This is a genomic window from Maribacter luteocoastalis, from assembly GCF_048890225.1.
Taxonomy (GTDB): domain Bacteria; phylum Bacteroidota; class Bacteroidia; order Flavobacteriales; family Flavobacteriaceae; genus Maribacter; species Maribacter luteocoastalis.
In genome coordinates this window covers 219,934-236,751 of record NZ_JBMFZG010000007.1, presented here as the reverse complement: position 1 = coordinate 236,751, position 16,818 = coordinate 219,934, and the positions used below count along the sequence as shown (strand labels likewise).

Annotated in this window: 16 protein-coding genes; 7 read left to right on the top strand and 9 right to left on the bottom strand. The window is 36.6% G+C overall.

The genetic code is table 11. The features are described 5' to 3' along the window. Window positions 1-6: 6 nt before the first annotated feature. From ACOCEA_RS14810 to mnmE, 4 genes are all read right to left on the bottom strand, one after another. Window positions 7-225, bottom strand: coding sequence for a hypothetical protein (locus tag ACOCEA_RS14810; RefSeq protein ID WP_420757039.1), 219 nt, complete (start codon window positions 223-225; stop codon window positions 7-9). Window positions 226-452: 227 nt separating this feature from the next. Further along, the gene (locus ACOCEA_RS14805) at window positions 453-1,190 is read right to left on the bottom strand and encodes a LytR/AlgR family response regulator transcription factor (RefSeq protein WP_420757038.1); all 738 of its coding nucleotides are present in this window, start codon (window positions 1,188-1,190) and stop codon (window positions 453-455) included. Then, window positions 1,187-3,400, bottom strand: a complete 2,214-nt coding sequence (locus tag ACOCEA_RS14800; protein ID WP_420757037.1) for a tetratricopeptide repeat-containing sensor histidine kinase — start codon at window positions 3,398-3,400, stop codon at window positions 1,187-1,189. Before ACOCEA_RS14800 ends, ACOCEA_RS14805 begins: the two co-directional genes overlap by 4 nt. A 417-nt stretch (window positions 3,401-3,817) precedes the next feature. After that, a complete protein-coding gene (gene mnmE, locus ACOCEA_RS14795; RefSeq protein WP_420757062.1) occupies window positions 3,818-5,230 on the bottom strand; it encodes a tRNA uridine-5-carboxymethylaminomethyl(34) synthesis GTPase MnmE in 1,413 nt (470 codons plus the stop codon). A gap of 101 nt (window positions 5,231-5,331) precedes the next feature. Between mnmE and ACOCEA_RS14790 the strand changes: the two genes are divergently transcribed. Further along, the gene (locus ACOCEA_RS14790) at window positions 5,332-5,754 is read left to right on the top strand and encodes a hypothetical protein (RefSeq protein ID WP_420757036.1); all 423 of its coding nucleotides are present in this window, start codon (window positions 5,332-5,334) and stop codon (window positions 5,752-5,754) included. A gap of 80 nt (window positions 5,755-5,834) precedes the next feature. After that, window positions 5,835-6,200, top strand: coding sequence for a DUF4870 domain-containing protein (locus ACOCEA_RS14785; protein WP_420757035.1), 366 nt, complete (start codon window positions 5,835-5,837; stop codon window positions 6,198-6,200). A gap of 65 nt (window positions 6,201-6,265) precedes the next feature. Here ACOCEA_RS14785 and dnaN read toward each other — a convergent pair whose 3' ends face one another. Both dnaN and ACOCEA_RS14775 read right to left on the bottom strand, forming a co-directional pair. Next, the gene (gene dnaN, locus ACOCEA_RS14780; RefSeq protein ID WP_420757034.1) at window positions 6,266-7,384 is read right to left on the bottom strand and encodes a DNA polymerase III subunit beta; all 1,119 of its coding nucleotides are present in this window, start codon (window positions 7,382-7,384) and stop codon (window positions 6,266-6,268) included. A 272-nt stretch (window positions 7,385-7,656) separates the two neighbouring features. Next, window positions 7,657-8,487, bottom strand: a complete 831-nt coding sequence (locus ACOCEA_RS14775; protein WP_420757033.1) for an SAM hydrolase/SAM-dependent halogenase family protein — start codon at window positions 8,485-8,487, stop codon at window positions 7,657-7,659. A 130-nt stretch (window positions 8,488-8,617) separates the two neighbouring features. Between ACOCEA_RS14775 and ACOCEA_RS14770 the strand changes: the two genes are divergently transcribed. Beyond that, window positions 8,618-9,571 carry a PhoH family protein gene (locus ACOCEA_RS14770; RefSeq protein ID WP_420757032.1) on the top strand — a complete coding sequence of 318 codons (954 nt, stop codon included), beginning with the start codon at window positions 8,618-8,620 and terminating at the stop codon, window positions 9,569-9,571. Between the two features lie 5 nt (window positions 9,572-9,576). Further along, window positions 9,577-10,527 (top strand): phosphoribosylaminoimidazolesuccinocarboxamide synthase, encoded by a 951-nt coding sequence (locus ACOCEA_RS14765; protein WP_420757031.1) that lies wholly within the window; start codon window positions 9,577-9,579, stop codon window positions 10,525-10,527. A 38-nt stretch (window positions 10,528-10,565) separates the two neighbouring features. On the opposite strand, the gene ACOCEA_RS14760 is transcribed toward ACOCEA_RS14765, so the two are convergent. Continuing rightward, window positions 10,566-11,990 (bottom strand): L-serine ammonia-lyase, encoded by a 1,425-nt coding sequence (locus ACOCEA_RS14760; protein ID WP_420757061.1) that lies wholly within the window; start codon window positions 11,988-11,990, stop codon window positions 10,566-10,568. Between the two features lie 181 nt (window positions 11,991-12,171). Between ACOCEA_RS14760 and dnaK the strand changes: the two genes are divergently transcribed. Continuing rightward, window positions 12,172-14,076, top strand: a complete 1,905-nt coding sequence (dnaK, locus tag ACOCEA_RS14755) for a molecular chaperone DnaK (RefSeq protein WP_420757030.1) — start codon at window positions 12,172-12,174, stop codon at window positions 14,074-14,076. Window positions 14,077-14,186: 110 nt separating this feature from the next. Then, on the top strand, window positions 14,187-15,116 hold the full coding sequence (locus ACOCEA_RS14750; RefSeq protein WP_420757029.1) for a hypothetical protein: 930 nt from the start codon (window positions 14,187-14,189) through the stop codon (window positions 15,114-15,116). Between the two features lie 5 nt (window positions 15,117-15,121). Here ACOCEA_RS14750 and ACOCEA_RS14745 read toward each other — a convergent pair whose 3' ends face one another. Together ACOCEA_RS14745 and ACOCEA_RS14740 are read right to left on the bottom strand one after the other, a co-directional pair. After that, window positions 15,122-15,679, bottom strand: coding sequence for a GNAT family N-acetyltransferase (locus ACOCEA_RS14745; RefSeq protein WP_420757028.1), 558 nt, complete (start codon window positions 15,677-15,679; stop codon window positions 15,122-15,124). Further along, a complete protein-coding gene (locus ACOCEA_RS14740) occupies window positions 15,679-16,329 on the bottom strand; it encodes an alpha/beta hydrolase (RefSeq protein ID WP_420757027.1) in 651 nt (216 codons plus the stop codon). The genes ACOCEA_RS14745 and ACOCEA_RS14740 overlap by 1 nt, the downstream gene beginning before the upstream one ends. Before the next feature lie 62 nt (window positions 16,330-16,391). Between ACOCEA_RS14740 and ACOCEA_RS14735 the strand changes: the two genes are divergently transcribed. Continuing rightward, complete coding sequence (locus ACOCEA_RS14735; RefSeq protein ID WP_420757026.1) at window positions 16,392-16,814, top strand: PaaI family thioesterase; 423 nt, start codon at window positions 16,392-16,394, stop codon at window positions 16,812-16,814. Window positions 16,815-16,818 lie beyond the last annotated feature (4 nt).

Here is a 16,818-nt window from a genome sequence, read left to right as displayed (position 1 = left end):
TTGGTGTTATTCCTCGTCTTCTTCCGCTCTTCCAAATAGGAAGAACAATGCTCCTCCACCCAAAACAAGGACAATTCTTAAGATCCAGCCCATGGTGCTGCCCCAAATGTCTATCCAGGCCAAAAGCCTAATGTTGTAATTGAAAATGGACAGTATGGCGGATATAATTCCCATGGCCGCTACTACAAGGCCTCCTTGTCCTAATTTAGATTTGATATTTTCCATTATTATTTGGTTTGATTATTTCGTTGATGGTTAACCCATATAAAGGTTTGTAACATACGGGACCAATAAAGAAATGGTTATTGCTGTCTAAAGATGGGGCAAAGTGATTTCCAAAAAAATAGCCAATGTTTTTGTGTGAAACCACAAGGTTTTTGTGTCAGGAACGATCCTATATTTGTTTTTTGAGAGGAAGGGAAATTGCTTAAAAAATGCCTAAGCAGTATTGGCTAGTGACTATTGAATCGCAGGAACGTAGTGATAAAGGCATCTTTTTTTCGGGAGGAAACGGGAATCTTTTTACCGTTTTTTAAATAGATGATGCCCGATTTATCGTACTTGTCAATAAATTTCAGGTTGACCATAAAGGATTGGTGCGGCCGCGTGAAATTTATCTTTTCCAATTTCTCTTCGTATTCTTTCAGCGGCTTGGAGGCTACGTATTTTTTGTTGTCGGCTAAATAAAAAGTGGTGTAGCCTTTATCGGACTCACAATACAATAATTCTTGTAGGTTGATGACTTGAAAGCTGTCGCTTAGCGATAGTACCAGGGTGGCATCATCTTGGTACCAGACCTTTTTGGCGGTGTGTAATTGCTTTTTTTGTTCAGAAATAGGTAAGGTCCTTATCTTTTTAAGGGCCATTTGCAGCTCGTCAACGTCCACAGGTTTTAATAGGTAATCTACCGCACCTATTTTCAGTGCCTTTAGCGCATATTCTTCATAGGCAGTAATGAATATGGTTCTAAAATCAAGATTTTCAGTCTGGTCGAGAAAGTCGAATCCGGTACCATCGGTAAGGTTAATGTCCAAGAACACAAGTTCGGGCTTACAGGCATTGGAGACCACAATCGCTTCTTTCACGGATGCACATTCGCCGATAATTTCTACGTCGGTTTCAATAGTTTCCAAAAGATTGATCAAACCTTTTCGGATATAGGCTTTGTCCTCAACAATAAGTGCTTTCATGCGTTCTCGATTATTTTATAGGGAATGATCAAGGTGACCTGTGTTCCTTGCTTTTGATAATTTTTCCTATCCTCTATGGTTATGCCACTTGGCACGTTGAAATCCTTCGCCAACAGTCGTAACCGTTCCCCTGTGATGGTCGTAGCCAACGACTTCTTTTTTGTATTCGGTTTGTTTGAAATGGCATCGATTCCAATACCGTTATCGGTAATGGTACAGCTCAACTTTTTGTTCTTAAAGGTTAGATGGACTTCTATTTCGCGATGGTCTTCATCTACCGAAAAAGCATGTTCTATGGCATTTTCAATAAAGGGCTGAATAAGCATTGGTGGGATAAGGAATAGGTTAATGTCTATATTTTCATCGACCACTAAACTATAATCATACGGTGGGTCTGTATCTAAGTTTTGCAATATCATATAATTGTCTATGGCATCCAGTTCCTGGATAAGGGGAACAACTTTATCCCTTGAGTTTTCTAGGACAATACGCAACAGTTTTGAAAACTTGGAAAGGTAGGTAATGGATTTTTTCTCTTCCTTGTTTAATATCATCCCCTGCAAGACCGAAAGTGAGTTGAATATAAAATGTGGGGTCATTTGGGAACGCAATAATTTTTGCTCGGTAATGATGCTTTGATTTTTAAGCTTGATGGAATTAAACTTCTGATAGAAAACCACTGAGCCGAACATGATAGAAATAATTAGAATACCAATAACCGCCCAAAGGTAGTTCTGCCTTGATTTGGCAAGGTCCTGCGATGTAGACATTACGGTCTTGGTGAGCTTCAGTTCCCGGATACTTGCGGAATCCAAGGCTTGTTTGTATTTGTACTCATACTCCAACTGGGCTATTTTTTCAACATTCTCTTTATTAAAAAGGCTATCGTTCAATATTTTGAATTGCTGGTGGCTTTCGAGTGCTTTTTTGTAGTTACCGGTGTTGTTATAGATTTTGGAAAGAACCTCAGAAGCTTGTTTTTGATACTCCAAAAAACCGGTTTTTTTGGAGATTTCCTCTGCTTTTATAACATAGCTAAGGGCTCTATTATACGCTTTCTGGTTCGCATAGGTCCTGGCCAATCCAATATAAGCACCGCATAATGTTTCCTGACTTTCATTTTCTAAACTGATTTTCTTTGCTTCTGTGAAGTATCGATTTGCAGCATTATAATCTTTAAATGCTAAATAAATCCCACCAATATTGTTTAGAATATTTGGTGTCTCACTGTTTGCACCAATTTGTTTACCTATACGTAAAGCATCAAGATAATGGTCGAGCGCTTTTTTATAATCGCCATTTTCCTCGTGTATCGCTCCTATACCATTCAAAGATGAGGAAATTCCTAGTTTGCTATTTATTCGCTCGTAGATTCCTAACGACCTTTGGTAGCTCATCATCGCCTTATCATAGTATTTCTGAATCTTATAAATAGAACCGATATTTGAAAGGTTATGGGCCATACTTATACTATCCCCAAGCTTTTCATTCATGTACAACGATTTACTATGGTGTTCTAGGGCAAGTGGGTAATTACCTTGGTTGTTATAAACAATACCCAAATTATTTAAACTATAAGCAACCCGTTGTTCGTTTTCCTCAGATTTAGCAATAGATAGCGCTTTTTTTAAATATAAAATGGCTTCGTCAAAATTACCCAATTGTTCATTTGCAGTTCCCAAATTCAATAGACTGGCAGAAAGATTATCACTTCCTATCTCTTCTTCTATCCTTATGGCTCCTTTAAAGTGTTCTATGGCTTTTTTTAGTTGCCCTTTATTTCTATAGGTAATGCCCATGGCATTGTAACTGTTTGCTATTCCCTTTTTAAAATCAATAGTTGTATACAATTTCAATGCGGCATTATAGTAGCTAAGTGCTTGATCAAAATTCGATTGTATGGCCTCGGTAATACCACGAATGTAGATACTTCTTGCTTTTCCTTTTCTAAAATGGATAGAATCTGCCATTGCATCCGCTTCTTCTAAGTACTTAAGAGTTTTGGCCATGTCACTACCGAAATGAGAAAAAGCCAGTGTATTTAAAAGATTAACTCTTGTCGTGTCTTTTCTGGTATGAAGTGCCAATTCATTTTTTAGGCTGTCAATTTTGCTGTTCTGTGCCTGTATGGCACCTGTAATTAGCAAAAAGCTCAGAATAAAAAGTGTAATGCGGAAATTTAGATGCCGAAAAGTTAACGTATTTCCCATACTTCCTTTATTCGTCGATACGTATAAGAAATACATAGTTAGAATTGCACAATGCTTAATACTGGTTGGACATTCATTTTCTGTTTCGAGGGCAGGCCTAGCCTAAAACAAAATACGGATTTTTAAACTCCTTCAAGAAATAAAACAGAAGTTTTCTTAGTAATAAGCAGGGGTTAATATATATCTGCTTATTTCTATCAAATATTCGAACGTGTAGAATGATTATTCGCGAAGCTACTACATGAATGTTGGGAAGCAATACTCTTTCCTTTAATTTTATTATAGTTTTTAGAGAACTTTTATTTGGAATATTATTGTGAATTGAAAGGATTCAAAATATTTCATTTCCAATTAGATTAACTACTTCCCTAATCCTCTAATCAATGATTATATCATTTTGACTTCTCAACGTTCTGCCTACTTTCCGATACAGAAATTAGCAAAGATATTGCCTAAAAGCTCATCATTGGTTACTTGACCCGTAATTTCACCGAGGTGATATAAAGCCTCTCTAATATCAATGGCCATTAGATCACTAGAAATATGATCGTCCATACCCATTTTTACTTTCTCAATTTCTTCCAGAGCCTTTAAAAGGGCACTGTAATGTCTGGTATTGGACACTATGGTTTCATTATTTCTTAAAGCGCCTGTATTTACAAATGTCAATAATGAATTTCTTAATTCATCAATACCCAATTTTGTTTTAGCGGATAAGGACTGAATTGAAATACCATCTACTTGGGAAAGAATATTTTTTAATTTATCCAGGGAGTCTTGATTAACCTGGTCAATTTTGTTAATAACGACAATGATAGGTTTTAGGGGGTAATCTTCTTTAATTTTATGAAGCTCTAAAAGGGTATGTTGTTCCAATGTTTTGGAATGTATTGCACTATTTCCATCTACCAAATAAAGGATTACTTGGGCATTTTTAATTTTTTCATAGGTCTTTTGAATTCCTATTCCTTCAACTATATCTTGGGTTTCCCGTATTCCAGCGGTATCTATAAATCTAAACCCAATACCACCGATACTAATTTCATCTTCTATAGTATCTCTTGTGGTACCTGCTATTTCTGAAACAATGGCCCGTTCTTCATTTAACAAAGCATTTAATAAAGTAGATTTCCCCACGTTTGGTTCCCCAACAATGGCTACCGGAATTCCTTTTTTGATTACATTACCTATTGCAAATGAATCTATTAAGTTTCTTAAGACAGATTGAATTTTATCAATTAATTCTTTAAATGCAGTCCTGTCGGCAAATTCAACATCTTCTTCGGCAAAGTCCAGTTCTAGTTCAATTAAGGAGGCAAAATTTAAAAGCTCTTGTCGTAACGTTTGTATTTCATTACTAAAGCCGCCACGCATTTGTTGCATCGCTATCTGATGGTTAGCGGCATTGTCACTGGCAATTAAATCCGCTACGGCTTCTGCCTGACTTAAATCCATTTTACCGTTTAGAAAGGCCCTTAAGGTGAATTCACCTGGCTCTGCCATACGACATCCATTTCTAATGAACAGTTGTATTATCTCTTGTTGGATATACATGGAGCCATGACAGGAAATTTCAACCACATCTTCCCCAGTATAGGAATAGGGATTCTTAAATACAGAGACCAAAACTTCATCCAAAACTTTACTATCTTCTATGATATGGCCTAGGTGTATAGTGTGACTTTTTTGATCTTCCAGTTTCTTATTTGATATAGATGTAAAATGTTTGGCAGCTATACGGAGTGCATCCGTTCCAGAAATTCGGATAATGGCTATAGCGCCGGCTCCAGAAGCAGTAGCTAAGGCAATTATAGTATCATGTGTAACCATAATGCAAAAATAGAGAAAATAAGAAGCTTTGGACTTCTTCAAGATTTAATTTGGCACATTGGTAGTATGCCCTATTTTTTATTAACCAATACATATATCAAATGAAATTGAAAAAAAGCATACCATTTATTTTCTTTTGTCTTTTATCTTCAGTAGTCGTTTTAGCTCAATCAGAGCCAACAAAACTAATTGAATATCAAGTAAGTGCCAAGGAGCAACTAAAAGAGGAAAAAGCAGTTCACAAAAAAGTAAAAAAAGCGGCAAAGGATTCTAAAAAAAGGACTGAAGAAGAAAAAGCCTTAAAAAGGGAACAAAAATTAGAACAGCAGATTGTATCTAAAAGGAAGGAAATAAAAAAGGTTGAAAAACAAATTGGAAAATTAACATCAAAGTTGGAAAGAGGAAGGATTAAAGGAGTTTTATCCCCGGTTGATATTGGTAAATTGAATTCTAAAATTGAAAAGCTGCAATCTAAAAATTCTAAGAATGTGGAGCAGTTAAATAAATTACTTAGAAAAAGGTAAAGTCTATTTTATTGGATTTATGTAACTACTTCAACTTTATTGCGTCATATATGTAGTATTCATCATAAATCAATCAAAAAATGGAAATCGTAAATCCAAATGTCACGTTAAGGGAAGATCGAAACATATTGGTTATAACCCATCTTAGTCAATATTTAGATTTTGTAACCGGATTTGGAGGCTTGGTTGTGCCACTAGTATTGTGGTTAACCACCAAAGATTCGGTAATAGGAATGAATGAACATGGGAAAGCAGTACTTAATTTTCAGTTAACCTTAATACTTTACCTAATTATAGGAATCCCTGGTATTTTATTATTTGGGTTGGGCATACTACTCTTGGTATTCGCCGGTTTATTGTCCATAGTGATGCCAGCAATAAATGCCATAAAGGCAAGTAAGGGTGAGTTACCTAGTTATTTTGGAACAATTAGGTTTATCTCTTAAATATCAATTTTAATAAAAAAAGGGGAGCTATAGGCTCCCTTTTTAAGTTTATACTTTTTAGTTGCTTAACTGTTCAGCATCACAGGCATTACCAACATTACAACTTGTTCACCTTCATCCAAACCATCTATAGGGGTTAGGATACCCGCTCTATTCGGTAAACTCATTTCCAATGAAACTTCATCCGACCCCAAGTTATTCAACATTTCAGTTAAAAAACGGGAGTTAAACCCAATTTGCATATCATCCCCTTGGTACGAACAGGTAAGTCGTTCTTCTGCCTTGTTTGAATAATCAATGTCCTCTGCGGAAATATTCAACTCTGCCCCAGCAATTTTCAATCTTATTTGATGCGTAGTTTTGTTGGAGAATATAGAGACCCTTTTCACAGAGCTCAAAAATTGATTTCTTGCTATTGTTAATTTATTAGGATTCTCTTTTGGTATTACCGCTTCGTAATTAGGATATTTACCATCAATTAATCTACAGATAAGTTCAGTATCGTCAAAAGTGAATTTTGCATTACTTTCATTGTATTCGATAAGTACATCAGATTCACTACCTGCCAATATCCCTTTTAACAAATTCAACGGTTTTTTTGGCATTATAAATTCTGCTACTTCAGAAGCAGATACATCCTCTCTTTGGTATTTAACCAACTTATGCGCATCAGTTGCCACAAAAGTTAGATTTTCTGGTGAAAACTGAAAGAAAACCCCGCTCATTACCGGTCTTAAATCATCGTTACCCGCCGCAAATATGGTTTTGTTTATAGCTGTTGCCAAAATATCCCCTAGTAAGGTTGTGGAACTCGGACTTGACAACTCAACGGCTTTTGGGAATTCTGCACCGTCTGCATACGCTAAGGCATATTTGCCGTGATTGGCACTTATCTCTACTGTATTATTATCGGAAACCACAAATGTCAATGGTTGCTCCGGAAAAGTCTTTAGGGTTTCCAAAAGTAATCTTGCAGGAACGGCAATAGTCCCTTCATTGTCAGAATCCACTTTAAGCACAGAGCTCATAGTGGTTTCCAAATCCGAGGCAGATACGGTTAATTTATCTTGTTTAAGGTCGAATAAAAAATTATCCAATATTGGAAGCGTATTGCTGTTATTGATAACACCACCTAAGATTTGAAGTTGTTTTAATAAGTACGTACTAGAGACTATAAATTTCATTAGATATCCTTTGGTTTTATTCCTTTGGAACAACGCAGCTTGGTAAAAAAGTGACCGTTTGTGGTAATAGCTGTTCCTCCGAACAAAGATATTTTAAATGCTTATTTAACGGAAACAAACTTATTAACAGTCTTAGCGTTCCTATTTATTGGCTAAAGTACTGTAGGTTTTGACCTAATGCCAAAATTTCTTATTAATTGAGGGTAGTTATTAACTATGCCAAATAGCAATATGATTGATAATTTTTATCATCCAAATATTTCAAAACCCATTTATAGAAAATCTACGATTATAGTATCCCTGTAGTCCAAACCTAATAACGAAGATGCACCACCAACGGTGGTAAGGTTACTTTTATAAATTGCTAGTTCTATATAATCGGAAGAATTAAAAAGGGCGAGTAAATCCCCATCTCCCTTTCGTCTGCTTTTGTCAATACTGTAATCTACTATATCGCTATAGGCCTTGTTTATTGTTTTAATTTTATGGTTTCGAACTTGTAATTCAAATTCGCGGCCCTTTCTATATGCCTCGAATAAATGTTTTTGAATATTGGTAACCACGTTGCCATAGTTGTCAATGTAGATAACACTGCCAATAATTTTTCTACCATCTTCCACTATCCTAGGAGAGAATTCCTTTAGTGTGTTTAATTCTGTGAAGGGCTTCCCAACAACCTCTAAAGTACCACCACGGCCAATATGGCAAGCTACTTGTACAAAAACACTCAGAACAGGGAATGAACCGTGGATAGGATCTGGAATACTAATTTCTACAACCTTCTCCGGTTTCATCTCAGAAGTTATCAAACCTATAACACCTGTGTTGGCACTAATAAAATAATGGCCATTTACAAAAACGGCAATATGCTTGTTCTGTTCGGTTGCTTCAGAATCTACACCAACAATATGAATAGATCCTTTTGGGAAATTATGATAGGAGTTTTTAAGAATATAGGCACATTCCTGTATGTTGAACGGAGTAATGTTATGGGAAATATCAACAATCTTCGCATCTGGAAGTTCACTGTATATAGTACCTTTTAAAACCCCAACAAAGTGGTCTTTAAGTCCAAAATCGGTTGTAAGGGTAATGATTGCCATGCAGCAATGTTGATATGTTTTTGATTAAACAAACTTAAATTTTACTTAAATTTGAATCACAAAATTAAACAAAAAAACAGCCAAGCGAAATTAATCTTCAACTGGTTTACATCATTCTAAATTCCACTGTTTGAACGAACTTATTTTAGAACTTTCCGAAATCAATCCAAGAGAATTCTTTGGACAACAAAACGAGAACATTGACCTTTTAAAAAAGTATTTCCCTAAACTAAAAATAGTTGCTCGAGGAAATAAAATAAAGGTATATGGGGATGAAGAACTCTTAGATGAATTTGATAAGCGTTTTGATATGCTTACCGAGCACTTTATCAAGTACAACAAATTGGACGAGAACACTATAGAACGGGTTTTGACCAGCAATGGACAGTCTGATTACCAATCACCGGAAAAAAGTGGTGAAACCTTGGTTCATGGGGTAAGTGGTAGATTAATAAAGGCACAAACCGTTAACCAAAGGCGTTTGGTAGATGCTGCTAAAAAGAACGATATGGTATTTGCCATTGGCCCGGCAGGTACAGGTAAAACATATACCGGTGTTGCACTGGCGGTAAAAGCTTTAAAAGAAAAGCAGGTTAGAAGGATAATTTTGACAAGACCAGCAGTGGAAGCTGGAGAAAATCTTGGTTTTTTACCAGGCGACCTTAAGGAAAAGCTAGATCCTTATATGCAACCTTTGTATGATGCCTTGAGGGATATGATACCATCAGAGAAGTTGGAACATTTTATTGATAACGGCACAATACAGATTGCACCTATGGCCTTTATGCGCGGCAGAACCCTTGATAATGCCTTTGTGATTTTGGACGAGGCACAAAATACCACCCATGCCCAAATGAAAATGTTCTTAACAAGAATGGGAAAAAACGCCAAGTTTTTGATTACCGGTGATCCTGGGCAAATAGATTTGCCTAGAAGAACCATTTCAGGACTTAAGGAAGCGTTATTGATTTTAAACAATGTAGAAGGAATTGAGGTGATTTATTTAGATGATAAAGATGTGATACGTCACAAGTTGGTCAAAAAAGTAATTGATGCCTATAAAACCATTGAACACCAAAACTAGAATACATGTCCAATACAATTTACGATACCAATTTTAATTTTCCAGGGCAAAAAAGTGTTTATAAAGGAAAGGTTAGGGAAGTTTATGAATTAGAGAATGATGTTTTGGTAATGATCGCTACAGATAGACTTTCTGCTTTTGATGTAGTAATGCCAAAGGGAATACCCTATAAAGGACAGATTCTAAATCAGATAGCCACTAAAATGATGGAGTCTACTTCAGATATTGTTCCCAATTGGTTAACGGCTACGCCAGACCCAAATGTAGCTGTTGGAATAGCTTGTGAGCCCTTTAAAGTGGAGATGGTGATTAGGGGTTATATATCTGGGCACGCTGCCAGGGAGTATAAGTTGGGTAAGCGAATGCTATGTGGCGTTCCAATGCCAGAAGGGATGAAGGAGAACGATAAATTTCCATCCCCAATTATAACGCCCGCAACCAAAGCGGAAATGGGAGACCATGATGAGGATATTTCAAAAGAAGAGCTATTAAAAAGAGGCATTGTCTCAAAGGAGGACTATGACGTTTTGGAGAAATATACCAGGGCACTTTTTGAACGAGGTACGGAAATAGCGGCTTCTAGAGGATTGATTTTGGTGGATACGAAGTATGAGTTTGGTAAAACTAAAGATGGTAAGATTGTCTTGATCGATGAAATACATACGCCAGATTCATCTCGCTATTTTTATGCCGATGGATATGAGGAACGGCAAGCAAAAGGAGAACCCCAGAAGCAATTATCCAAAGAGTTTGTTAGGCAATGGCTAATAGCAAATAATTTTCAAGGATTAGAAGGTCAGACTGTTCCAGAAATGACCGATGCATATATTGATAGTGTTTCTCAAAGGTATATAGAACTCTATGAAAACATTACCGGTGAGACCTTTATAAAAGCAGATACAGAGCAAATCCAAGAAAGAATAGAAAAGAATATTTTGGCTTATTTAAAAGGTTAGTTTAGCCAAATGATCAAGGTATTGTTGTAAATAAAACGCTAACAGTCACTCAAAAACACACCTACTGCTAGTCCGCCTTGAGAGGTTTCCTTGTATTTTGAGCTCATGTCCTTTGCGGTCTCCCACATGGTCTGTACCACTTTGTCCAATGGGATTTTGGCTTCTGCTGGATCGGTTCCCAATGCGAGTTCTGCTGCATTAATGGCTTTAATGGCTCCCATAGAATTTCTCTCAATACAAGGAATTTGCACTAAACCACCAATGGGGTCACAAGTAAGCCCCAAATGATGCTCCATAGCAATTTCTGCTGCTATAAGTACTTGTTCCGGTGAGCCACCAAGTAATTCTGTTAGTGCCCCTGCGGCCATAGCAGAAGATACACCAATTTCTGCCTGACACCCACCCATGGCCGCGGATATAGTTGCCCCTTTTTTGAAAATACTCCCAATTTCCCCTGCCACCAATAAAAATTGCTTTATATGTTCAAAATTACCTGCATGGTTCTCAATGACCAAATAATACATTAAAACAGCTGGTATTACGCCGGCGCTCCCATTGGTCGGTGCCGTTACCACTCTGCCTAAAGAGGCATTTACCTCATTTACACTAAGTGCAAAACAACTTACCCATTGCAATATTTGCCTAAATTTAACCTCGGTCTGGCGTATGGTCAGTAGCCATTCCTCTAGATTGGAGTAGGGGAGTTCCCCCTTCAATTTTAGGTGCATGTCAAAGGCTCGGCGTTTAACGTTTAACCCTCCTGGTAGTGTACCTTCGGTATGACAACCTGTGTACATACATTCCAACATGGTGTCCCATATCTGTTTAATTTCAAGGTCTATTTGTTCTTGGCTTCTTAAGGATAGTTCATTATCCAAAACTATCTCAGAGATACATTTTTGTTCTTGGTGGCAAAAACCTAATAATTCGGCACCTTTTTGTATTGGAAATGGGAAGGATTGGAAGGCATCAATTTTTTTCTTGGCATTTTTTCGTTCTTCAACCACAACAAAACCACCACCAATGGAATAATACGTTCTTGAAACCTTTTTTCCATTATCCAATATGGCTTCAAATGTGAGTCCGTTAGCATGAAAGGGAAGAAACTCTTTATGAAAAATGATATCATGTTCAACACAGAAATCAATCATACGTAGGTTTCCAAGATGCAACTTTTTTGATTCCTTGACCGAAGTTACCAACGGGTGTATATCTTCTATAGGAATATGGACAGGGTCTTGTCCTAATAATCCCAAAATTATGGCATAATCGGTGGCATGTCCTTTTCCGGTTAAGGAAAGAGAGCCATAGATATGTACTTTTATAGACTGTACTTGCTCAAAAACACTTTTACCTTTAAGTTCATGTAACCACCTCTCCGCAGCTCGCCATGGTCCTAAGGTATGCGAGCTAGAAGGGCCTACGCCTATTTTAAGCATATCAAAAATGCTTATACTTTCCATATCCTGCATATCCTTTCGCATTCTCTGACTAAAGTACAACGTTTGTTTAAGCTGGCAATACTTAAAAAGACAGATGTTGACGCATGAAAAATGACATCATGTCAGTTTTATTCCATTGGCATATTGTTTGTCAATAACTAATCGATTCAAAAATAAAGCACTAATATTTAAAACATATAAAATGAGTAAGATTATAGGAATTGATTTGGGTACTACAAACTCTTGCGTTTCCGTAATGGAAGGTAATGAGCCAGTGGTAATACCAAATGCGGAAGGGAAAAGAACCACACCATCAGTTATAGCTTTTGTGGAAGGTGGTGAAATTAAAGTTGGAGACCCTGCCAAAAGACAGGCGGTAACTAACCCAAATAAAACTATTTATTCCATAAAGAGATTTATGGGAAATAAATTTTCAGAATCTAAAAAAGAAGCTGATAGGGTACCTTACAAAGTAGTTAAGGGAGATAATGACACCCCTAGAGTAGATATTGATGGTCGTTTATATACACCACAGGAACTTTCTGCCATGATTCTTCAAAAGATGAAGAAAACCGCGGAAGATTATTTAGGTCAAGATGTAACAAGAGCTGTAATTACAGTGCCGGCATACTTTAATGATGCCCAAAGACAGGCTACAAAGGAAGCTGGTGAAATTGCAGGTTTAACGGTTGAAAGAATTATCAACGAGCCTACAGCGGCATCTTTGGCATATGGTATGGACAAGAAAAGTACAGACCAAAAAATTGTGGTATTTGATTTTGGTGGAGGTACACATGACGTCTCTATCCTAGAACTGGGAGATGGTGTTTTCGAAGTACTATCAACCGATGGGGATACACACCTTGGTGGTGATGATGTTGACCAAAAAATTATTGACTGGTTGGCTGAAGAGTTCAAGACCGAGGAAGGACTTGATTTACGTGAAGACTCAATGGCGCTACAACGTTTACGTGAGGCAGCAGAGAAAGCAAAAATAGAATTATCATCTTCTGCACAAACAGAGATCAACCTACCTTACGTTACCGCTACGGCTTCTGGGCCTAAGCACTTGGTGCGTACGCTTACATTAGCCAAGTTCAACCAATTAATAGATGATTTGGTCAAAAGAACAATACAGCCATGTGAAACAGCTTTGAAATCTGCTGGATTGTCAAAAAGTGATATTGATGAAATTATTTTGGTTGGTGGTTCAACTAGGATACCTGCTGTACAGGAAGCGGTTGAAAAATTCTTTGGTAAGAAACCTTCTAAAGGTGTAAACCCAGATGAAGTTGTTGCTGTTGGGGCTGCCATACAAGGTGGAGTGCTTACTGGAGATGTAAAGGATGTACTTTTATTAGATGTAACCCCACTTTCTTTAGGTATTGAGACCATGGGTAGTGTAATGACCAAATTAATTGAGGCCAATACCACTATCCCAACAAAAAAATCCCAAGTGTTCTCTACTGCTGCGGATAACCAGCCTTCAGTGGAAATACATGTATTGCAAGGGGAAAGGCCTATGGCTGCGGATAATAAGACTATTGGTCGTTTTCATTTAGATGGTATTCCACCTGCTAAGAGGGGTACGCCACAGATTGAGGTAACCTTTGATATTGATGCGAATGGTATCATTAAAGTATCCGCTACTGATAAGGCAACCAATAAAACCCAGGATATCCGTATTGAAGCATCATCTGGATTAACAGAAGAGGAAATCAAGAAAATGAAAGCTGAAGCTGAGGCGAACGCTGAATCAGATAAAAAGGCGAAAGAAACTGCTGATAAGTTGAACGAGGCGGATGGTATGATCTTCCAAACCGAAAAGCAACTTGAGGAATTTGGCGATAAGTTGTCTGATGACAAGAAAAAGCCGATAGAAGAAGCCTTGACAGCGTTGAAAACAGCTTATGAAACTAAGGATATTGCAGTTATTACTCCGGCTTTGGATAAAATAAACGAAGCATGGAAAGTGGCATCTGAAGAAATGTACAAAGCACAGGCAGAAGCTCAGCAAGGCGGTGCTCCACAAGGTGAACCAACTGCTGAAGGTGGTGCTCCAGAAGGAGACAATGTGGAAGATGTAGATTTTGAGGAAGTGAAATAACTATAAATAATCTTTTCATAATAACTAAAAAGGGACGGTTTAACCGTCCCTTTTTATTTTTGTTATTGGATTTCTTTTCTGCTTGATTTAAATTGAAGTAATTTTGGAACATGATGAAAAAATACAATTACATTTTTTTATTTCTGATTTTAATTGTTTCTGGTTATGCCTTTAGCCAAGAGGTGCGCATTTTTACATTGCAAGACTTTGATTTAAAGGATAGTGTAAAATCTTGTTTGGTCAGTACCAAATATGGGAAGGAAGAATATGACTTTAATAAAAAGGGGTTATTGACGAAATCTGTGACTAGATACAATGAGAATGATTATGACATCGTATTCTACAAATACAAAAATGGCGAATTGTCTGAGAAAAGGTCCGAGACCTATCGTGATAACGTATTCGACCCAACGACTTCAATAGCACATTTTTATACTTTAGATACGACCTCGAATAGAAAGATAACCGAGAAAATATTTACCTATGATAAGGAGTTTATGGATCAATACATTTACTCTTATGACGATAATGGTGATCTTGTGAAAATGATTCATACAGATAATGAGGGTACAGATGAGACCTTGGTAGAATATAAAAAGTATAAAGGAGAATATACCATTACCTATTTTATTAATAATGTACCGCTAAAATCTATACGTACATCCAGAAAAAGAAAAAAGGATGGCTCCTTTCAAAAAATAGTTTTGACGAAAGAATTTTTAAAGGGAGAAGAAAACATAGCTTTTGAGGAGGTATACGATGAAAAAGAAAGGCTTACAGCCCAACAGGAGTTTGACTATGATGAAGAAAGTAAATCCTTTGTGCCAACGATACGGACTACATATGTTTATGATGAAAATGGCATGTTAACAGAGGAATTGGCAAAAGGTCCGCAAAATACAGATAAAAAGGAATATATTTATCAATATGATCGGGGCGGTAATGGTAATTGGGTCAAACAAATAGTTACACCAGAAAATTCGTATACTACTAGAAAAATCATCTATTATACTACAGAGAAATCAAAGTTAAAGGAATAGCGTTGTTATTTATTTTTTGTACTCTGTTCCCATTCCTCTTTTAAAAGTCCATAACAGCACGTATTTCGTTTATACCCATCTAAAAGATAAACGTCTCGCCTCAAAATACCCTCTAAAGTACAACCTAGTTTTTCTACAGCTTTACGGGATTTTAAATTTCTTTCATCAACCCTAAACTCTACTTTTTCAAAACCCATTCTCGTAAATGCATGATCAAGCATTAAAACCTTCATGTTGCTATTTAGACCAGTACCCTGAAACTCGTTGCCTATCCATGTAGAACCAATATGTACTATTTTATTCTGCCAATTAATATTCATATAGCGCGTACTACCGGCATATCTATTCGTATTTTTATCAAATATTATAAACGGTATGCCTTGTTTGTTTTTATTCTGTTCTAGGGCAATTTCAACATAGGATTTGAGGGCAGCCGGTGTTTCTATATCACTAGGTGAAAATTGAACCAACTTCTTTTGAGATGCTACTGGTATTAAATAATGGTAATTTTCCAGGTTTAGTGGCACTAATCTTACCCTTTCATTTTCTAGTATTAATTCCATTAGTGCTTAATTAAAGCATTGATTAATTCCTTTTTAACTTCATGTCCGCCCTCAAAAACTATTTTTATCGCTCTTCTATTAAACAAGTCATCTATTTTTTTATCCTCATCTTTCATTCTTTCAGGGGTTAAATAAGGGTCGTTATCGCCAACTAGGGTAATAACTTCAGTGTTTGATTTCAGTAAATCCTGAAAATCCAAAGATGTTAACTCATTTGGAATACCGCCGGCATATAACACCAATTTATAGCAATTAACGTTTTTGTTCACTATCCACCTAGTAGCTATAGAAACGCCCTGGGAATAACCAAATACTATTAAATTATGTTCGCTTCCAATACCTTCCGCCTTTAAAACCGTGTCTACATAGGTGATAACATTATTGGTTTCTAATTTGGTGTTTTCCTTGGTAAGCCAACTTGCCCCAACATGTTTATATTTATTGTTTAAGTAATATTTAGAAGGCGCTTGGGGAGCAATAATATAATTTTCTTCTGATGGCAATTCATCAAAATATTTTAAGAAATATCTGCTGAGATAGCCAATACCATGAAATACCAACCAGATGTTCTTTGTCTTTGGCGTAAGCTCATTTAAGGTTTCATAAGTATTTGTATGCGTATAGGTTACATTTTTAGATATACTTGTCATAAATTTCTAATTGGTTGGTATGAGGTACTTGGTTTTCTATTCCTTAATTTTACAAAAAAAACATGGGCGAACATAAAGAAAAAATACTTCAAGTTTGTAATGCATCTTCTAAGAATACACTCATGGAAACCTTACATATTGAATATGTGGATGTTGGAGAGGATTTTTTAGTAGGAAAAATGCCTGTGACCCCAGAAGTACATCAACCAGATGGTGTGCTACATGGAGGAGCAATGGTTGCCTTGGCTGAAAGTATCGGTAGCATGGCATCCTATATTTTTTTAGATGCAGAAAACTTTTTTGTAAGGGGAATAGAAATCTCAGCTAACCATGTTAAAAGTATTCGTGAAGGATTTGTATTTGCAAAAGCCTCCTTTATTCATAAGGGAAGAACCACCCAGGTTTGGGATATTCGCTTAACCAATGAGCAAAATGAGCTAATTTCAGTTTGTAAATTAACGACGATAGCATTACCAAAAAAATAATTTA

What these genes read in the sequence shown, in the direction of transcription:
- ACOCEA_RS14810 (WP_420757039.1), bottom strand. Translation starts at nt 225, where the DNA reads ATGGAAAATATCAAATCTAAATTAGGACAAGGAGGCCTTGTAGTAGCG.
- ACOCEA_RS14805 (WP_420757038.1), bottom strand. Translation starts at nt 1,190, where the DNA reads ATGAAAGCACTTATTGTTGAGGACAAAGCCTATATCCGAAAAGGTTTG.
- ACOCEA_RS14800 (WP_420757037.1), bottom strand. Translation starts at nt 3,400, where the DNA reads ATGGGAAATACGTTAACTTTTCGGCATCTAAATTTCCGCATTACACTT.
- mnmE (WP_420757062.1), bottom strand. Translation starts at nt 5,230, where the DNA reads ATGGTTACACATGATACTATAATTGCCTTAGCTACTGCTTCTGGAGCC.
- ACOCEA_RS14790 (WP_420757036.1), top strand. Translation starts at nt 5,332, where the DNA reads ATGAAATTGAAAAAAAGCATACCATTTATTTTCTTTTGTCTTTTATCT.
- ACOCEA_RS14785 (WP_420757035.1), top strand. Translation starts at nt 5,835, where the DNA reads ATGGAAATCGTAAATCCAAATGTCACGTTAAGGGAAGATCGAAACATA.
- dnaN (WP_420757034.1), bottom strand. Translation starts at nt 7,384, where the DNA reads ATGAAATTTATAGTCTCTAGTACGTACTTATTAAAACAACTTCAAATC.
- ACOCEA_RS14775 (WP_420757033.1), bottom strand. Translation starts at nt 8,487, where the DNA reads ATGGCAATCATTACCCTTACAACCGATTTTGGACTTAAAGACCACTTT.
- ACOCEA_RS14765 (WP_420757031.1), top strand. Translation starts at nt 9,577, where the DNA reads ATGTCCAATACAATTTACGATACCAATTTTAATTTTCCAGGGCAAAAA.
- ACOCEA_RS14760 (WP_420757061.1), bottom strand. Translation starts at nt 11,990, where the DNA reads ATGGAAAGTATAAGCATTTTTGATATGCTTAAAATAGGCGTAGGCCCT.
- dnaK (WP_420757030.1), top strand. Translation starts at nt 12,172, where the DNA reads ATGAGTAAGATTATAGGAATTGATTTGGGTACTACAAACTCTTGCGTT.
- ACOCEA_RS14750 (WP_420757029.1), top strand. Translation starts at nt 14,187, where the DNA reads ATGATGAAAAAATACAATTACATTTTTTTATTTCTGATTTTAATTGTT.
- ACOCEA_RS14745 (WP_420757028.1), bottom strand. Translation starts at nt 15,679, where the DNA reads ATGGAATTAATACTAGAAAATGAAAGGGTAAGATTAGTGCCACTAAAC.
- ACOCEA_RS14740 (WP_420757027.1), bottom strand. Translation starts at nt 16,329, where the DNA reads ATGACAAGTATATCTAAAAATGTAACCTATACGCATACAAATACTTAT.
- ACOCEA_RS14735 (WP_420757026.1), top strand. Translation starts at nt 16,392, where the DNA reads ATGGGCGAACATAAAGAAAAAATACTTCAAGTTTGTAATGCATCTTCT.